The 14,590-nt window shown below is 70.2% G+C and carries 16 protein-coding genes; 7 read left to right on the forward strand and 9 right to left on the reverse strand.

The window, feature by feature from the left end; all coding sequences use genetic code 11:
• The coding region (locus ASG69_RS07820; RefSeq protein WP_056695738.1) for a VOC family protein at positions 1 to 369 on the reverse strand (369 nt) is incomplete at its 3' end.
• Between the two features lie 153 nt (positions 370 to 522).
• Between ASG69_RS07820 and ASG69_RS07825 the strand changes: the two genes are divergently transcribed.
• A complete protein-coding gene (locus ASG69_RS07825) occupies positions 523 to 1,416 on the forward strand; it encodes an SDR family oxidoreductase (RefSeq protein ID WP_027504584.1) in 894 nt (297 codons plus the stop codon).
• Here ASG69_RS07825 and ASG69_RS07830 read toward each other — a convergent pair.
• The 5 genes from ASG69_RS07830 to ASG69_RS07850 are packed head-to-tail and all read right to left on the reverse strand — an operon-like array spanning position 1,395 to position 5,917.
• A complete protein-coding gene (locus ASG69_RS07830) occupies positions 1,395 to 1,892 on the reverse strand; it encodes a SixA phosphatase family protein (protein WP_056441718.1) in 498 nt (165 codons plus the stop codon). The two genes, ASG69_RS07825 and ASG69_RS07830, sit on opposite strands and share 22 nt — an antisense overlap.
• A gap of 9 nt (positions 1,893 to 1,901) precedes the next feature.
• A complete protein-coding gene (locus tag ASG69_RS07835; RefSeq protein ID WP_056441722.1) occupies positions 1,902 to 2,699 on the reverse strand; it encodes a glycosyltransferase family 2 protein in 798 nt (265 codons plus the stop codon).
• 13 nt (positions 2,700 to 2,712) lie between these two features.
• On the reverse strand, positions 2,713 to 3,705 hold the full coding sequence (locus tag ASG69_RS07840) for a glycosyltransferase (RefSeq protein ID WP_056441726.1): 993 nt from the start codon (positions 3,703 to 3,705) through the stop codon (positions 2,713 to 2,715).
• Positions 3,702 to 4,835 carry a glycosyltransferase gene (locus ASG69_RS07845; protein ID WP_056441728.1) on the reverse strand — a complete coding sequence of 378 codons (1,134 nt, stop codon included), beginning with the start codon at positions 4,833 to 4,835 and terminating at the stop codon, positions 3,702 to 3,704. Before ASG69_RS07845 ends, ASG69_RS07840 begins: the two co-directional genes overlap by 4 nt.
• Positions 4,832 to 5,917, reverse strand: coding sequence for a hypothetical protein (locus ASG69_RS07850; RefSeq protein ID WP_235578877.1), 1,086 nt, complete (start codon positions 5,915 to 5,917; stop codon positions 4,832 to 4,834). The genes ASG69_RS07845 and ASG69_RS07850 overlap by 4 nt, the downstream gene beginning before the upstream one ends.
• Positions 5,918 to 6,111: 194 nt before the next feature.
• Here ASG69_RS07850 and ASG69_RS07855 point away from each other — a divergent pair, with 194 nt between their 5' ends.
• The 4 genes from ASG69_RS07855 to ASG69_RS07870 are packed head-to-tail and all read left to right on the forward strand — an operon-like array spanning position 6,112 to position 10,619.
• Positions 6,112 to 7,065, forward strand: a complete 954-nt coding sequence (locus tag ASG69_RS07855; protein ID WP_056441734.1) for a WcbI family polysaccharide biosynthesis putative acetyltransferase — start codon at positions 6,112 to 6,114, stop codon at positions 7,063 to 7,065.
• Positions 7,062 to 8,060: a glycosyltransferase gene (locus tag ASG69_RS07860; RefSeq protein WP_056441738.1), complete on the forward strand. Its 999-nt coding sequence runs from the start codon at positions 7,062 to 7,064 to the stop codon at positions 8,058 to 8,060. The genes ASG69_RS07855 and ASG69_RS07860 overlap by 4 nt, the downstream gene beginning before the upstream one ends.
• A complete protein-coding gene (locus ASG69_RS07865) occupies positions 8,057 to 9,388 on the forward strand; it encodes a glycosyltransferase family 2 protein (protein WP_235578878.1) in 1,332 nt (443 codons plus the stop codon). Before ASG69_RS07860 ends, ASG69_RS07865 begins: the two co-directional genes overlap by 4 nt.
• A 40-nt stretch (positions 9,389 to 9,428) precedes the next feature.
• A complete protein-coding gene (locus tag ASG69_RS07870; protein ID WP_056441742.1) occupies positions 9,429 to 10,619 on the forward strand; it encodes an NAD(P)/FAD-dependent oxidoreductase in 1,191 nt (396 codons plus the stop codon).
• 1 nt (position 10,620) lies between these two features.
• Here ASG69_RS07870 and ASG69_RS07875 read toward each other — a convergent pair whose 3' ends face one another.
• Positions 10,621 to 11,250 carry a TetR/AcrR family transcriptional regulator gene (locus ASG69_RS07875; protein ID WP_027504593.1) on the reverse strand — a complete coding sequence of 210 codons (630 nt, stop codon included), beginning with the start codon at positions 11,248 to 11,250 and terminating at the stop codon, positions 10,621 to 10,623.
• 89 nt (positions 11,251 to 11,339) lie between these two features.
• Between ASG69_RS07875 and ASG69_RS07880 the strand changes: the two genes are divergently transcribed.
• The gene (locus ASG69_RS07880) at positions 11,340 to 12,683 is read left to right on the forward strand and encodes a cytochrome P450 (RefSeq protein WP_056441745.1); all 1,344 of its coding nucleotides are present in this window, start codon (positions 11,340 to 11,342) and stop codon (positions 12,681 to 12,683) included.
• Here the strand turns inward: ASG69_RS07880 and ASG69_RS22740 are convergent.
• The gene (locus ASG69_RS22740; protein WP_056441748.1) at positions 12,625 to 13,053 is read right to left on the reverse strand and encodes a DUF1707 SHOCT-like domain-containing protein; all 429 of its coding nucleotides are present in this window, start codon (positions 13,051 to 13,053) and stop codon (positions 12,625 to 12,627) included. The genes ASG69_RS07880 and ASG69_RS22740 overlap by 59 nt on opposite strands.
• Before the next feature lie 130 nt (positions 13,054 to 13,183).
• On the opposite strand from ASG69_RS22740, the gene ASG69_RS07890 reads away from it, so the two are divergent.
• Entirely contained in the window at positions 13,184 to 13,702 is a 519-nt protein-coding gene (locus ASG69_RS07890; protein ID WP_156380457.1) for a PadR family transcriptional regulator, read from the forward strand.
• 60 nt (positions 13,703 to 13,762) lie between these two features.
• Here the strand turns inward: ASG69_RS07890 and ASG69_RS07895 are convergent, their stop codons facing one another.
• Positions 13,763 to 14,587 (reverse strand): acyl-[acyl-carrier-protein] thioesterase, encoded by an 825-nt coding sequence (locus tag ASG69_RS07895; protein ID WP_082544316.1) that lies wholly within the window; start codon positions 14,585 to 14,587, stop codon positions 13,763 to 13,765.
• Positions 14,588 to 14,590: the final 3 nt, after the last annotated feature.

Raw genomic sequence — 14,590 nt, forward strand, 5'->3', positions numbered from 1 at the left:
TTGCTGCACCGCCCACCTGTTGCCGTCCGGGTCGGCGAAGTACGTGAACAACCCCCAGCCCTCGTCCTTCACCGGGGTGGCCTCGACGCCCGCGGACAGCAGCATCTCGTACGCGGCCTGCGCGTCCTGCACGACGACGAGCATGCCCTCGACGGATCCGGGTGCGGCGGAGGTGATGTTCTTCCCGATCGCGATCGAGCACGCGGAACCGGGTGGGGTGAGCTGTACGTAGCGCACGTCCGGGAAGGGAGTGGCGTCGTGATCGGCGTGGAAGCCGATGCGCGTGTAGAACTCCTTCGCGCAGTCGACGTCGGTGACGGGCAGCATGACGAGCTGGATCTCCATGGTGAGCGGGTGCGTGGCGGTCATGGTCGGCCTCTCCTCGTGTCGGATGATGACCGAGATTCTGCTCCCGATCGAGGACGATCACGGTCCGCAATGCGCCGCCGATTCCGAGGAACAGTAGGTGTCATCTCCGGTCACAGGTACTGTGACCGGACATTCGTCGTCAGGAGGACTCACATGGTCAGCGTGCGCAACAAGGTCGTGCTCATCACCGGAGCGGGCCGCGGTATCGGCGAGGCGACGGCGCGGGCTCTCGCGGCCAAGGGCGCGAAGCTGGTGCTGACCGACGTGGACGAGGCGCCTCTGACGGCACTCGTGGCCGATCTGGGCGACGTCGCCGTGGGGGTGCGCGCCGACGTGCGGGATCTCGCGGACATGCAGGCCGCCGTGGACGCGGGAATCGCGCGATTCGGAGGCATCGACGTGGTCCTCGCGAACGCCGGCATCTCGAGCTACGGGTCGGTGCTCAACGTCGATCCGGAGACGTTCAAGCGCGTGATCGACATCAACACCACGGGCGTCTTCCACACCGTCCGCGCGGCGCTGCCCTCGCTCATCGAGCGCAAGGGATACGTGCTCGTCGTCTCGTCGCTCGCGGCCTTCACCGCGTGCCCCGGCCTCGCGTCGTACAACGCGAGCAAGGCGGGAGCCGAACACTTCGCCAACGCCCTGCGCCTCGAGGTGAAGTACCAGGGTGTGGACGTCGGCTCCGCCCACATGGCGTGGATCGACACTCCACTGGTGCAGGACGCCAAGTCCGACCTCACCGCGTTCCAGGATCTGCTGTCCGTGCTGCCCTGGCCGCTCGGCCGCACCCTGCCGGTCGAGGCGTGTGTCGATGCCTTCGTCCGCGCGGTGGAGCGGCGGTCACGCCGGGTCTACGTTCCCGGCATCGTGGGCGGCATCGGGTGGGTGCGCTCCGTGCTCACCACTCGGCTCGGTGAGGCCACGACGCTGCGCCACGTGCCGCGCATCCTGCCGAAGATGGACGCCGAGGTGAAGGCGCTGGGTCGCTCGGAGAGCGCGCGCAATCGTGCTGTGGTGGAGGGTCAGTCGACGCGGAGCGCGTGAGTCAGGCGGGCGCGCCTCGGCCCGAGATCCGACCAGTCGCCGGTGAACTCCAGCACCGCCAGCGCGGAGGTGGGGTAGCCCCGTCGGATCCACACCGCCGCGTCCGACTCCTGATCGTCGGCGAGTTCCAGTGCCGTGAAGGGGATTCCGGGTGCGTGGCCCACCACCAACACGCTGGCCGCCGAGTCGTCTGTCGCGGTGATCTCGCGGACGATGTCGTCGGGGGAGCCCCCGTAGACGGTGCCCTCGAAGCGCACCGGCGCGTCGACGGCCGTGCGCTCGAGAGTCTGGCGAGTACGCGTCGCCGTCGAGCAGATCACCGCGTCCACGGCGCCGACGTTCGCCCGGATCCAGTCGCCGGCCGCGGCGGCCTGGCGACGGCCCCGCTCGTCGAGCGGCCGGTCGTGGTCGTCCACCCCGTCCGGGTACGAGGACTTGCCGTGGCGCATCAGGATCAGGGTGCGGGTGTCGGACATCGCTCGATGCTAGTGCCCGACCGGGCGGCGAGCGATGCTGCTGCCCTCGGGCGTCCAGTCGATGTCGCCGCGCTCGCGAAAAGCGTTCAGCCACCCGATCATCGGCCAGTGTCCCCATCGAGCGTGGAAGATGGCGGCGTTGGTCACGATGTCGTCGAGATGCTCGATCGGCGGCGAGGACACGGGGTGCCACTGATGGTGCGCGTGCGCTCCGCCGACCCACAGCAGATCCAGCCCCGATCGTTCCGCGACGCGGCCGACGTCGGTGTCCTCGCCGCCGTAGCCCGTGTAGTCCTCGCAGAACCCCCCGAGCGTGTGCCACGTCGCCGACGTGACCGCGAACGACAGCGACCAGAACAGATCCCAGTTCGTTCCGATCTCGACGTGCCCCGGCGCCGGATTCGGGCGTGCCGCATGGGGATTCGTCCATCCGTCCAGGTCGTCCGGGTACCCACCGGAGACCTCGGGCAGGTAGGTGACCGGCCCGCACAGCACGGCTCCGTCGCGCGCACGACGGACGTACCGGTCGATCATCTCGCGGCTCGGGATGCAGTCGACGTCCAGGAAGATCAGCAGATCGGCACCGGCCTCGAGGGCGAGGCGGGCACCCTCGTTGCGCGCCCGCGCCAGGGGGAGCGCGTCGCCGACGCGGGGAACGACGGCGGTGGCGTCCACGACCGTCGGGTCACCCATCGACACCACGACGTGCAGATCGGCTCGCCGTGTCGAGCGAGCGAGACCGCGGCGTTGCGCAGCGAGGTGCCCCGCGCGACCCGACACGATGGTCACCACGGCCACCGAAGTCATGTAAGCACCGACGTCACGCCCACACGTCCTCGATCGCCGCTGCCGCACGACGCGCTGCGCCGTCCACCTCGGTCCGTGCCCGGATGTCGCCGGTCAGCGCACCGGCACGGTTCAGGATCTCGGGCCACCGGTCCGGATCGGGCCACGACTCGAGCGAGATCGCCAGCCCCGCGGCCCCCAGCGCGCGAGTGGTCGCGAGTTGCTCCCCGTGCGGGCGACTCTCGGCCACGACCACCGCGGGGGCACCCGATGCGGCCACGTCGGCCACCGCGTTCTGCCCGCCGTGCGTGACCACCACGCCGGCACCGGTCAGCAGCGGCCACACGTCGTCCACCCAGGGGGTGCCGGGCGCGCCGACACCGCGCCAGGTGCGGGTCGGCGTGGCAGCACCCGCTCGGGCGAGGTGGTCCGGGGTGAGAGCTGAGCCCCCTGCGCCCGCGAGCACGACGACGGACGTCGGGTCGCGGTCGGTTCCGGCGCGGGCACGATCGGCGTGGGCACTGATCGAGCCGGCGTACACGGTCCTGTCCTCGAACTCGCGCAACCACTCCGGCCGGTACACCGAGGCCGACCACGGAGCGACGATGCGGTCGGCGACGCGATAGGCCAGCTGATGGGGCGCATCGGTGCGCTCGCCCGGCATCGCGAACACGACCACCCGAACACCCATGAGTCGCACGAACATCGCGACCTCGACGGACACGTCCACGACGACGCATCGGGGGCGATGTTCGTCCACGAATCGCGCGAGGGCGGCCATGCGGTCGGTCATCCCGGGGACCGAGGTGGGCGCCCAGTGGACGACCCCGTGAGCGGTGGGTTCGTCCGGATCGTCACCGCCGTCGGGTGTGTCTGTAGGAAGTGTGATCCAGCCCGCGAACGGGTCGATGTCCGACGGCCGGGGCCGCGAGGACAGCACCGTCACCGGCTCGGCGAGCGCCCGTGCGACGGACCGGGCGCGGGTCAGATGCCCCACGCCGTGGTGGTGGACGTAGTACCCGATCATGCAGGGACGGCGGCGGTTCGGCCCGACGTCGTCAGCAACACGCGGTAGAGGTCGAGATAGCTGTCCACCATCGTCGCGTCCGAACAGATGCGCTCCGCGCGAGCGCGGGCGTGCGCACGGGGGAGGCGCGCAGCATCTCCGATGGCCCCGGCGAGAGCGTCGATGTCGTCGGCGGGCACCATCCGGCCACACGTGTCGTCGAGGATCTCCGGGATGCCGCCGCGACGGAAGGCCGCCACCGGTGTGCCGCACGCGAGTGCTTCGGCGACCACGAGCCCGTACGGCTCGTCCCACTGCGGCGTCACCAGTGCGACGGCGGCTCCGCCGACCAGATCGGCGAGTTCCTTCTGCATCAGGTGACCCTCGTAGGTGACGCCGTCGCCGAGGCGGGGCTCCACCGCCGTCCGGAAGTAGTCGTCGTCGGCTGCCGGTCCGGCGATGCGCAGGTGGTAGCCGGCGCGCCGGGCGGCGTCGATGGCGAGATCGACCCCCTTCTCGGGAACCAACCGGCCCGTCCACACCGCGTACTCGCCCGCCCCGCCGCGATCGCCGGTGCCCTGGCCGAACGGCCACCGGTCGAGCGGGATCCCGTTGGGAACCACGGGGATCGGACCCGCGACGGGTAGCCACTGCTGCGCCGTGTACTCGCTCACCGCGGCGTACCCGGTGTTCGGATTGAGCGGCACCGCGGCCGCCGACTCCAGCCAGGCGAGCGGTGGCGTGTGCAGCGTCGTGAGCATGGGGACCGGCACCATCGAGGACATCGCGATGGGCAGGTAGTGGAGGCTGTGATTGTGGATCACGTCGAACGACTGTGCCAGGGGTCCGGCCAGTTCGAGCATGACCGACAGATAGGCGTGATGCTCGTGCACCACCCACGACGGTCCCATGTGTTCGGTCCGCGCGTGCGGACTCATCTGGAACGTGTGGACGTCGATGACGTCGTGCGCGACGTCGGTCGACGTGCCTTCGGCACCGAAGAGCGTGACGCGATGGCCGCGCTCGGTGAGGGCATGGGCGAGATGCCACACGTGTGCCTCGAGGCCACCCGCGAACGGTTGCGCGATGGGGAAGCGCGACGATCCGAGAAGGGCGATGCGCAGTGGACGTGCGGCGGCGGCGACCGTCATACGAGCACGGCTCCGTCCGCGCGGCCCGAGGCGACGGGAGCGGACAGGGCACGGTAGAGCGCGGCGTGCTCGGCGGCGATCGCGCTCTGCTGATGGCGTCGGTAGTCGGCGAAGTCCGGGCCGGTCGGCTCGGTGCGCAGCGCCTCGCCCACCGCGGCATCGAGCGACGCGGGATCGAAGAGGCCGGGTCCGAACACGAAGGTGGGGCACGGGAACTGATCGGCGAAGTGGCCGATGTCCGGGACGACGGGGACGACGCCGAGGTCGCGGCACGCCTCCATCCAGCCAGAGTGCGTACCGAAGCGGTACGGAAGCACGGACACGTCGATCTCGGACAGGTACTGCCACAGCTCCGCGTCGGTGAACCGACGATGCACCCGCACGTCGACGTCCGGGTGATCACGGAAGGCCAGCAATCGCTCGCCGCGCTCCGGTGCGTACCAGTGGCTCGTGTGGTCGAACACGTCGTCGTCGATGTCGAGACGCACCACGGCGTCGCGTGCCGACGCGGCCGCCACGACGGTCGCCATGACCGCCTCGGGATCGAGGTTCGCGCGCAACGACTTGGCGTGCACGGCGACGACTGCGCGCTCGTGCGCCGTGGTGTCGCGTGCGGTGATGACGTCGAGCGGTACGACGTGCGGATGCGGGATCACCATTGCCGAGCGGCCCCACAGACGTTCGATCTCCCGAGCGGCGCGGTCGGTCAGCGTGATGACGGCGGCCGCGGCGGGGACGAGGACGTCGAGCTGGGACCGGTGCATGTCGAGCTCGGCGAAGTGTGGATTGTGCAGGTCGTGCACCGTGAGAACCAGGGGGGTCGACGACTCGCGCAGCACGGAGACGACGTCGGCGAGACGGTCCGGTGTGGCGGCGTCGAAGCCGAAGTGCAGGTGCACCACGTCGATGTCGTCGATGTGCGCGCGGAGATAGTCGGGCTCGAGCAGGCGCGGCGGCCACCACTGCCCGGGCGTGGTCGCCTCGAGGGGCCGGGGATCGTCGAGCAGAAGAATGTCGTCGCCCGTGGCGACGACAGCGGCGACGTACGGGTGCGCAGCAGGGATGGATGCGACGGCGATCACGGCTCGGGTCATCCTCTCGGGGGCAGACGCGCGCGCCCGAGGGGTGGGCAGGGCGGCACGGGTGTACGAACAGGGATCGGGCCGCCTTCTGGACCACGACAAAAGAGGAATGCCCCGGGGGGCTCGTCCACAAACGCGGTGTCGTGCAGGTCTCTCACCGCTTCGCCTGCGCGCTGTCCGGGTAACCCGACGTCATGCCTCACTCTGCGTCGACCGAGCCGGACGGCCGGACGCGTCACTACGGCGAGTTCTACGGTCTCGACCCGGTGCCCGACGATCCACCGCTGTGGATCGTGCTCGGGAACTGCCAGGCCGAGGCCGTGCGAGTGATGCTCGACGAGGTGCCGGACGCGCCGTTCCGGACCGTGCGCATGCCGCCGGTGCACGAACTCGACTCGGCCGACGTGCGGCACCTCGCCGAGCTGGCCGGCCGGGCTTCGGTGTTGCTGGCGCAGCCGGTTCGCGACGACTACCGCGACCTGCCGATCGGGACGAACCAGGTGGCGTCGATGCTGCCGGAGCACGCCCGGGTCGTGCGGTGGCCGGTCTTCCGGTACAGCGGGCTGTACCCGTTCCAGGTGATCGTGCGGCACCCGAGCGACCCGTCGGCGTCTCCCGCCGGCGCTCCGTACCACGATCTGCGCACGGTGCTCGTGGCCGCAGGCAGGGTGGCATCCGAGGAGTGGCGCGCCGCTCCCGTCGCCCCTGACGCGCTGCGCGCGAACGCCGAGGCGAGCATCGCCGAACTCGCACGACGCGAGCGCCGGGACTGCGACGTCGCGATCTCGGACGTCCTGACCGCCCTCGGAGCGGACGCCGCACACACGATCAACCACCCCGGCAATCCGGTGCTGCTCGAGCTGGCCACGCGCATCCTGTCGGTAGCCGGTGTCGACGCTGCGGCGGCGGATCCCGGCCGCGTACTGCTCGATTCGGTGCACACGCCGCTGGAGTCCGCTGTCGTCGACGCGCTCGGCCTCGGCGCCGCGCCCCGGCCGGACTGGGTGATCGGCGGCTCCGTCGTCGATGCCGAGGACATTCACCGTCGCCAACTGCAGTGGTACGCGGAGCATCCCGCGTTCGTGGACGCCGCGCTCACCCGACACGCGGACACACTCTCGCTGCTGCTGTCGGAGGTCGCCTCGTGACGTCGGTCGCGCATCTCGTCATCGGTCCCGAGCGACACGGGGTGGTGCAGTTCGCGCTGCGCATCCGCGACGGCATCATCGACGCCGGTCTCGAGTCGACGCTCCTGCGTCACGAGTCCGCGAGTGACGTCACGTCGATTCCGGACGTCGACGTCGTGCACCTGCACGTGACGGACCGGTTGTTCGGGTCACCGGCGACGGCTGCGGCCGGGGTGGTCGAGGACCTGGCGCGGCGCATCCACGCATCGGGTTCCGCGTTCGTGGTGACGCTGCACGATCTGCCGCAGCCGTCCGACGGTCGATCCGCGTCCGCGCGCGTCGAGTGCTACCGACGGGTGGTCGCGTGCGCGGACACCGTGATCGTCAGCAGCGAGCACGAACGAGACCTGTCGCGCGAGGCCGGTATCGGTACCCCGTCCGTCGTGATCCCGCTTCCCGTCCCGACGGGGGCCGGCATCCGCACGGACAGCGGCGAGGTGACCGTCGGCGTCCTCGGGTTCCTGTACCCGGGCAAGGGACACGCCGAGGTGCTGGACGCGCTGCCCCCGGGCGCGCACCTGCTGGCACTGGGAACGCCGTCGCCGGGACACGATCATCTGGTCGACGAGCTGACCGAGTCCGCAGCGGCACACGGCACCACCGTGCGTGTCACCGGCTACATCGACGACGCCGACCTTCCGGTCGAACTCGGCCGCGTCACCGTTCCCGTGGCGCATCATCGGCACATGTCCGCGTCCGGGTCGATCAACACCTGGATCGAGCACGGCCGCCGACCGCTGGTGGTGGCCGGCGCGTACACCCGTGAGTTCGCCCGGCGCTCGCCCGGCACCGTGACCCTGTACGAGGAGGACCGACTCGCCGAGGCGCTCGCCGACGCGGCGGGTGACCCCGAGTCGACGTGGCTGGAGGACGGGGTCGTCGCGCACCCCACGCGCGCGGAGGTCGGCGCCGCGCACGTGCGGGTGTACGCGAGGTCGGCCGTGGTGCACGCGTGATCACCACCGCCGTCCCCACCCCGCTCGGCCACGCGGTGCCCGGCAACAGGTGGGACCTGCTGCGCGACATCGATGCTCCGCGCCCGTCGGTCAGCGTCGTCGTGCCCTATTTCGAACAGCAACGGTCTCTGGATCTGGTTCTCGCGGCGCTCGAGCAGCAGACGTACCGCGCGTTCGAGGTGATCGTCGCGGACGACGGCTCGGCCACGGCGCCGCTCGTCCGCAGTGCACTCGACGTCACGGTGGTCTCGCAGGAGGACCGTGGCTTCCGCGCCGCCGCGGCGCGCAATCTCGGGGCGCGTGCCGCGTCCGGTGACGTGCTCTGTTTCCTCGACGCCGACACGGTTCCCGAGCCCGGGTACCTCCAGGCGCTCGTGCGTCTGCCGTCGCTGGTTCCCGATGCACTCACGGTCGGTCGACGGCGACACGCGGACCTGTCCGCGCTGGGCCGACTTCCGGGGCCGGACGACGGAATCCTCGACGAGCCGCGCTGGTTGATCGACGCGTACCGCGGTTCGCGCGATCTGCTCGATGCCGATCATCGCTCCTATCGCCACGTCATCAGCGCGGTGATGTGTTGCACCGCAGCATTCTTCGAGGAGATCGGCGGCTTCGACGAGTCGTTCGGCGGATACGGCGGAGAGGACTGGGAGCTGGCCAATCGCGCCTACCTCGCCGGCGCCCTGATCGCGCACGTGCCGGACGCCGTCGCCTGGCACGACGGTCCCGACTGGGCGGGCCGACCCGGTGAGCAACGCACCGAGCAGAAGAACGCTGAGGCTCTGTCCCTGCTTCCACTCGTCACCGACCCCGCTGCGCGCACCCACGGCGTCCGGTACGCCGTTCCCGACCTCACGGCCGTCGTGCACGCCGACGGACACAGTGCCGCATCGCTGTTGGTGACGGTGGGATCGGTGCTCGCGCAGGGGGACGTCACCGTGTGGGTGGACGGGACGGACGCCGCGGATCTCGTCGCGTCGTGGCGGACCGACGACCCGCGAATCCGCCTCGGTGTCCCCGGCGGCGACGACGTACGGCGCAGCCGCTTCGGGCTCGACCTCGTCGGTCCGGTCGTCCTGGCCCCGGATGCAGCGCGGACGCTGGAGGCGTCGACGCCTCCGCAAGGCCCCGGTCTGGTGCGGTCGAGCGTGCCGGGCGGCAGTGTCGAGTGGTGGTCGTGGCGCGCCGTGCGCCGGGCCCGCCGGTGGGCCGACGCACTGGATCGCACCCCGCAGCAGGCCCTCGCCGACCTGTTCGGCATCACGGACGTACCGGCCGACGAGGTCGGCATCGCGGCGGGTCCGCATCAGCCGGACCTGTCGTGGTGAGACCCCCGAACCATTCGAGTCACAGGACACCGGAGGCATCATGACCACCGAGCACGACATCGTCATCATCGGCGGGGGCAACGCGGGCATCAGCGCCGCCGCCCGTTTCCTGAACAAGGGCGTCTCCGACGTGGTGGTCATCGAACCGCAGGAGGTGCACACCTATCGGCCGCTGCTGTCCTACGTCGGCGGCGGGCAGGCGTCCCTCGCCTCCGCGCAGCGCTCCCAGCGCTCGGTGACACCGAAGGGCTGTACCTGGATCCCGGAGCGTGTCGCCTCGGTGGACACCGTGACGCGGACTGTGCGCACCGAGTCGGGCACGGAGGTGCGCTACCGCGACCTCGTCGTGGGATCCGGTCTCGTGCCCGATCACGACGCACTGCCCGGAATCGACGCGGCGCTGGCGTCGTCGTCGGTGGCGAGCAACTACCTCGACGAGGCGACGCGTACCTGGCACCTCGTGCAGACGATGCGTCCCGACGGGCACGCCGTCTTCACGGTTCCTCGTGCGCCGGTGAGCTGCACCGGGACCACCATCAAGCCGCTGTTCCTCGCCGCCGCGCACTGGCGGAAGGTGGGTGCCGCGCCGTCGATGACGCTGGTGGTCGACCGCCCGGATCTCGTGGGAGTGCCGGCGCTCGACGCCCGGCTGCGGAAGTACCTGCGGGAGCTGGATGTCCGAGTGCTTCACCGCACCGCCGTGACGGCGCTCGCGCCGGGCGAGCGATCGATCACGGTGACCGGCGCGGACGGTCGCACCGAGCGGATCGGCTACGACATGCTGCATCTGGTGCCGCCCTACCGCGGACCGCGGTGGGTCGAGGAGACCGGCCTGGCAAGCGCTGATCCCGGCACGCACGCAGTGGTGGACGTGGATCCGCGGACCTTCCGGCACCGCACACACGAGGGCGTGTGGGCCGTGGGCGACGGCGCGTCCATCGACACCGATCCCTCGGGCGGCGGACTACGGCGCCAGGTGTCGATCCTCGTCGACAACGTGCTGGCGCAACGATCGAACGAGACGCTGGGGGAGTACGACGGCTACACGGTGGCGCCGATCCCGGTGGACGCGCGGCGACTCATCGCGGCCGAGTTCGATCGCACCGGCGAGATCACGTCGTCGTTGCCGTCGTTCCTGGACCCGCTGAAGCCCCGTCGGCTCTCGTGGGCGGGCGACCGGTTCGGCCTGCCGTTCACGTACTGGCACCTGTTGTTGAAGGGCCATCTCTGAGTCAGCTCGTCGGGCGCAGCATTCCGGTGAGGAACAGTTGCGTAGCAGCATCGACGATCTCGTCGGGGGTCGCACCGATGTGGTCCTGCAACCGGGCGGAGACGAGTTCGGAGCAGGCGCCGATGAACATCAACGCCATGAGCCGGTCCTGCGGCGGCGGGAGTGCGCGGTCGGCCCAGAGTTCGTGCGAGCGTTCGACGACCACGTCCGCGACGGCGTCGATGGTCGCCTGACGTCGAGCTCGCAGGGTCGGTGACGCCATCGACTCGACGAACGCGATCCGGCCCTTGCGGGGGTCGGACAGCATGATCGACACCACGGCGCTCAGAGCGGCCCGCACGCGGTCGGCGACGTCTCCGTCCGTCGACGAGACGGCATGGATCGCAGCGCTTCTCACCTCGTCGGCAACGCTGTCGAGCACGGCGAGCAGCAGGTCCGACTTGGTGCGGAAGCTCTCGTAGAAATACCGCTCGGTGAGCCCGGCGGCCGCGCAGACCGCGGTCATCGTGGTCTTGTCGGTGCCCACCGAGGACATGAGGTCCAGGCCCGCCTCGATCAGTGCGGCCCGGCGGCGGACGGCGCGGTCCGCCGCGTCCACTCCGCCGTAGGTCCTGCTCGCGGGTTCCGCCATGCCGTCAGTCTCGCAGGTCTTGACGAATGTCTCTCCTGTGACGCACACTACATCTGACAGGATGCCCTGTCAGATACTCAGGAGGCCCCATGGCTCACGCGCTCGCCGCCCCACCGCTCGGCTCCGATCTCCGTCCCGTCATGGGCAGCGGGGGCATCCCCTACGTCGGCCGTTCGATGCAGTACATCCGGGACCCCCTAGCCCTGTGGCGGCAGCAGGAGCGGCGCTACGGGCAGGTCTCGTGGCACACGATGGCGGGCCGGCGCGTGGTGCTGGTGCTCGGCGCCGACGGGTGCGAGGAGATCCTGACCAACCGGGACAAGGCGTTCAGCAACGCACTCGGCTGGCGGCCGCTCATCGGGCCGTTCTTCGACAACGGGCTCATGCTCATGGACCTCGGCGAGCACCGCCACCACCGGCGGCTGCTGCAGCAGGCGTTCACCAAGGACCGTCTCGCGTCCTACGCCGCGGCGATGGAACCGCTGATCGCCCGCACCGTGCAGGAGTGGGACTCGTCGGAGCACTTCGAGATCTATCCCGCCGTGAAGTCGTTGACGCTCGGCCTCGCGACCGAGGTGTTCATGGGCGGGGTGCGCGACGGTGACACCCGGCTGGACGCCGTCAACAAGGCCTTCGTCGACTGTGTTCAGGCGGCGACGTCCATCGTCCGGCTCGACGTGCCCGGTGGTCGGTGGCGCCGGGGTCTGAAGGGTCGACGCTTCCTCGAAGACTTTCTGCGGGACTATCTTCCGGATCGGCGGCGCGGCGACGGCCGAGATCTGTTCTCGGTGCTCGCCCACCTCGAGGACGACGACGGCGAGCGCTTCTCCGACGACGCGATCATCGACCACATGATCTTCCTGCTGATGGCAGCGCACGACACGTCGACCATCACCATCTCCACGATGGTCGATCAGCTCGGCCGACACCCGCAGTGGCAGGAGGAATGTCGCCGGCAGTCGCTGGCCGCGGTCCCCGACGTCTCCGCACCCGAGGCGCGGGCGGGTCTGACGGCACTCGACGCGGTGATGAAGGAATCGCTGCGCATGCTCGCTCCGCTGCCCACCATGGCGCGATGGACGGTGCGGGACACGGTGATCCGCGGCCATCACGTGCCTGCCGACGTGATGGTGGTGGCCACGCCGCACTACACGCATCACGATCCCACCTACTGGTCGGATCCCGAGGTCTTCGACCCCACCCGCTTCGACGGTCGCGCGCTGCCGCACAAGTTCGCGTGGCAACCGTTCGGCGGCGGGGTCCACACGTGCCTGGGTCAGTTCTTCTCGGCCATCGAGATCACGATGGTGCTGCACCACCTCCTGCGCCACCACACGTGGTCGGTGCCGGCCGATCGTGCGACACCGATCGACTTCACCTCCTTGCCGTATCCCAAGGACGGGCAGCCCGTGCGGCTGCAGCGCCGCAGCTGACGGTGCCGAGGCCCTGTGTCGCCGCGGCGATGCTGTGTACGAGCAGCACCATGCCCCACGGCCCGGCCACCCAGACGGGCCAGGGGTACAGCATCGATCCCGAGGCGACGCAGGTGATCACGTAGATCACGCTGCACAGCGCGACCACCGACGCCCACCGCAGCCACGCGGCCGCGGGCACGGTCGTCGGATGTCCGGGTGTGGACGGCGCTGGATGCAGATCGGCGGTGACGGCGGCCAGGTCTGCATCGGAGCGAGCCGAGACCACGGCCGCGGAGCGGGTGTCGAACTCGTCCAGGGTCAGGCGCCCGTCTCCCACCGCGGCGGTGAGGAGTGCGAGTGCCTGCTCGTGTGTCTGCGGTGCGGTCATCGAACGCTCGATTCGTCGGGGTGGTCGAGATCGGGGTGGTCGAGATCGGGGGTCGACAGTCCACTGTGGAATGTCCGATCTCAGACTGCACCGTCCACTGTGGACTGTCAAGGTGTGGGACGATGACGCCATGGCCGACACTCGTGGCACCACCGTCAACGCGACGGCGGCCTCTCTGCTGGGATTCCTGCACAACGGGCCGATGTCCGGATGGGACCTCGTTGCCACGGCGCAGGTCTGCATCGGCGGCTTCTGGACGGTCACGCGGTCCCAGGTCTACCGCGAACTCTCCGGCCTCGCCCGCGCCGGACTGGTGGAGGAACTCGAGACGCAGGCGCGTGATCGCAAGCCGTACCGCATCACCGACGCGGGGCGAGCCGAGTTCGCCGCCTGGATCTCGGTGCTCCCCGAGCCGGAGGTCATTCGTCATCCGCTGCTGCTGATGATCTCCTTCGGCGAGCACGTGCCGGCGTCCGTGCTGAGCGAGGCGGTGGCGGCGCACCGGAGCACGCACGAGGAGAACCTGCGCCGGTATCGCGAGCAGAAGGACGCCGCGCTCGACGATCCCTACGCCGCGGCCACCCTCGATTTCGGCATCGCCTACGAGACGATGGTGTTGAGCTGGCTCGACGGCCTGCCCTGGCAGTAGGCGACCGGCCTCCGGGGTTTCTGCTCTCCTCGCGCCGCCCGCGAGCGGGATCCCGCCGATTCAGTCGGCGAGAGGAGCGGAAACGCCACTCGCGCCGGCGCGCGCCACCACGCACGCGATCGTGCGTACCGCGTCGTCCACCATGAACCACACCGTCACCGCCGGTGCACCGTCCACGTCGTGCCGACGCCAGCGGAGCGTGACGTGGTCCGGCGCCATGATCGGCGAGAGGTACTCGATGACCGCGCGGTGCGGTCCGCCGGTGATCTCGCCGGACTCCGCGCGGGCGAGCACCTCCTCGACGGCCTGCCAGTAGGCGGCGTTGTTCACGTGGTTGAACGCGTCGACGTCGGTGATGCGCAGCGGGAACGCGAGATCTGTCAGTGAGGACTCCGGGGCCGGATCGCGGAGCCACTGCTTCCACTTGAGTCTGGTCTCGCCCGCTGTGCGGGTGAGCAGCGCGAGCCCCTCGTCGGAGATGCGCGTCGGCATGCCCGTCGTCGACGAGATGCTGATCCAGAATCCCTCGGTGCGGATGTGCGCGCCCTTGTCGCCGGTGATGTCGACGCGCATGTTCGACCATCGCGTCGACAGACCGGAACACCAGCGCCGCAACGTGATCCGCTCGGGCCAGACCGACGGTCGGTCGATGTCCATGATCGTGCGGCGCACGATCCAGAACGGATCCGTCTCCCCGAGTCCGGAGGCGTCGAGGTTGTCCGACCCGATGTCCTGCAGGTACCGGGCGACGGAGTCGTAGCGCAGCCGGTTCGCGGTGTCGACGTCGCCGGCGCGGATGGGCCACGCGGTCTCGAACCCCTCGCCCGTCGGCGGCTGTGGTGCGAGTTCGTGGCTGGTGACGGGGGAGAGGTCCATGGTGCTCATTTC

This window comes from Rhodococcus sp. Leaf225, from assembly GCF_001426145.1.
Lineage (GTDB): Bacteria > Actinomycetota > Actinomycetes > Mycobacteriales > Mycobacteriaceae > Rhodococcoides.

What these genes read in the sequence shown, in the direction of transcription:
- ASG69_RS07825 (WP_027504584.1), top strand. Translation starts at nt 523, where the DNA reads ATGGTCAGCGTGCGCAACAAGGTCGTGCTCATCACCGGAGCGGGCCGC.
- ASG69_RS07830 (WP_056441718.1), bottom strand. Translation starts at nt 1,892, where the DNA reads ATGTCCGACACCCGCACCCTGATCCTGATGCGCCACGGCAAGTCCTCG.
- ASG69_RS07835 (WP_056441722.1), bottom strand. Translation starts at nt 2,699, where the DNA reads ATGACTTCGGTGGCCGTGGTGACCATCGTGTCGGGTCGCGCGGGGCAC.
- ASG69_RS07840 (WP_056441726.1), bottom strand. Translation starts at nt 3,705, where the DNA reads ATGATCGGGTACTACGTCCACCACCACGGCGTGGGGCATCTGACCCGC.
- ASG69_RS07845 (WP_056441728.1), bottom strand. Translation starts at nt 4,835, where the DNA reads ATGACGGTCGCCGCCGCCGCACGTCCACTGCGCATCGCCCTTCTCGGA.
- ASG69_RS07855 (WP_056441734.1), top strand. Translation starts at nt 6,112, where the DNA reads ATGCCTCACTCTGCGTCGACCGAGCCGGACGGCCGGACGCGTCACTAC.
- ASG69_RS07870 (WP_056441742.1), top strand. Translation starts at nt 9,429, where the DNA reads ATGACCACCGAGCACGACATCGTCATCATCGGCGGGGGCAACGCGGGC.
- ASG69_RS07875 (WP_027504593.1), bottom strand. Translation starts at nt 11,250, where the DNA reads ATGGCGGAACCCGCGAGCAGGACCTACGGCGGAGTGGACGCGGCGGAC.
- ASG69_RS07880 (WP_056441745.1), top strand. Translation starts at nt 11,340, where the DNA reads ATGGCTCACGCGCTCGCCGCCCCACCGCTCGGCTCCGATCTCCGTCCC.
- ASG69_RS22740 (WP_056441748.1), bottom strand. Translation starts at nt 13,053, where the DNA reads ATGACCGCACCGCAGACACACGAGCAGGCACTCGCACTCCTCACCGCC.
- ASG69_RS07890 (WP_156380457.1), top strand. Translation starts at nt 13,184, where the DNA reads ATGGCCGACACTCGTGGCACCACCGTCAACGCGACGGCGGCCTCTCTG.
- ASG69_RS07895 (WP_082544316.1), bottom strand. Translation starts at nt 14,587, where the DNA reads ATGAGCACCATGGACCTCTCCCCCGTCACCAGCCACGAACTCGCACCA.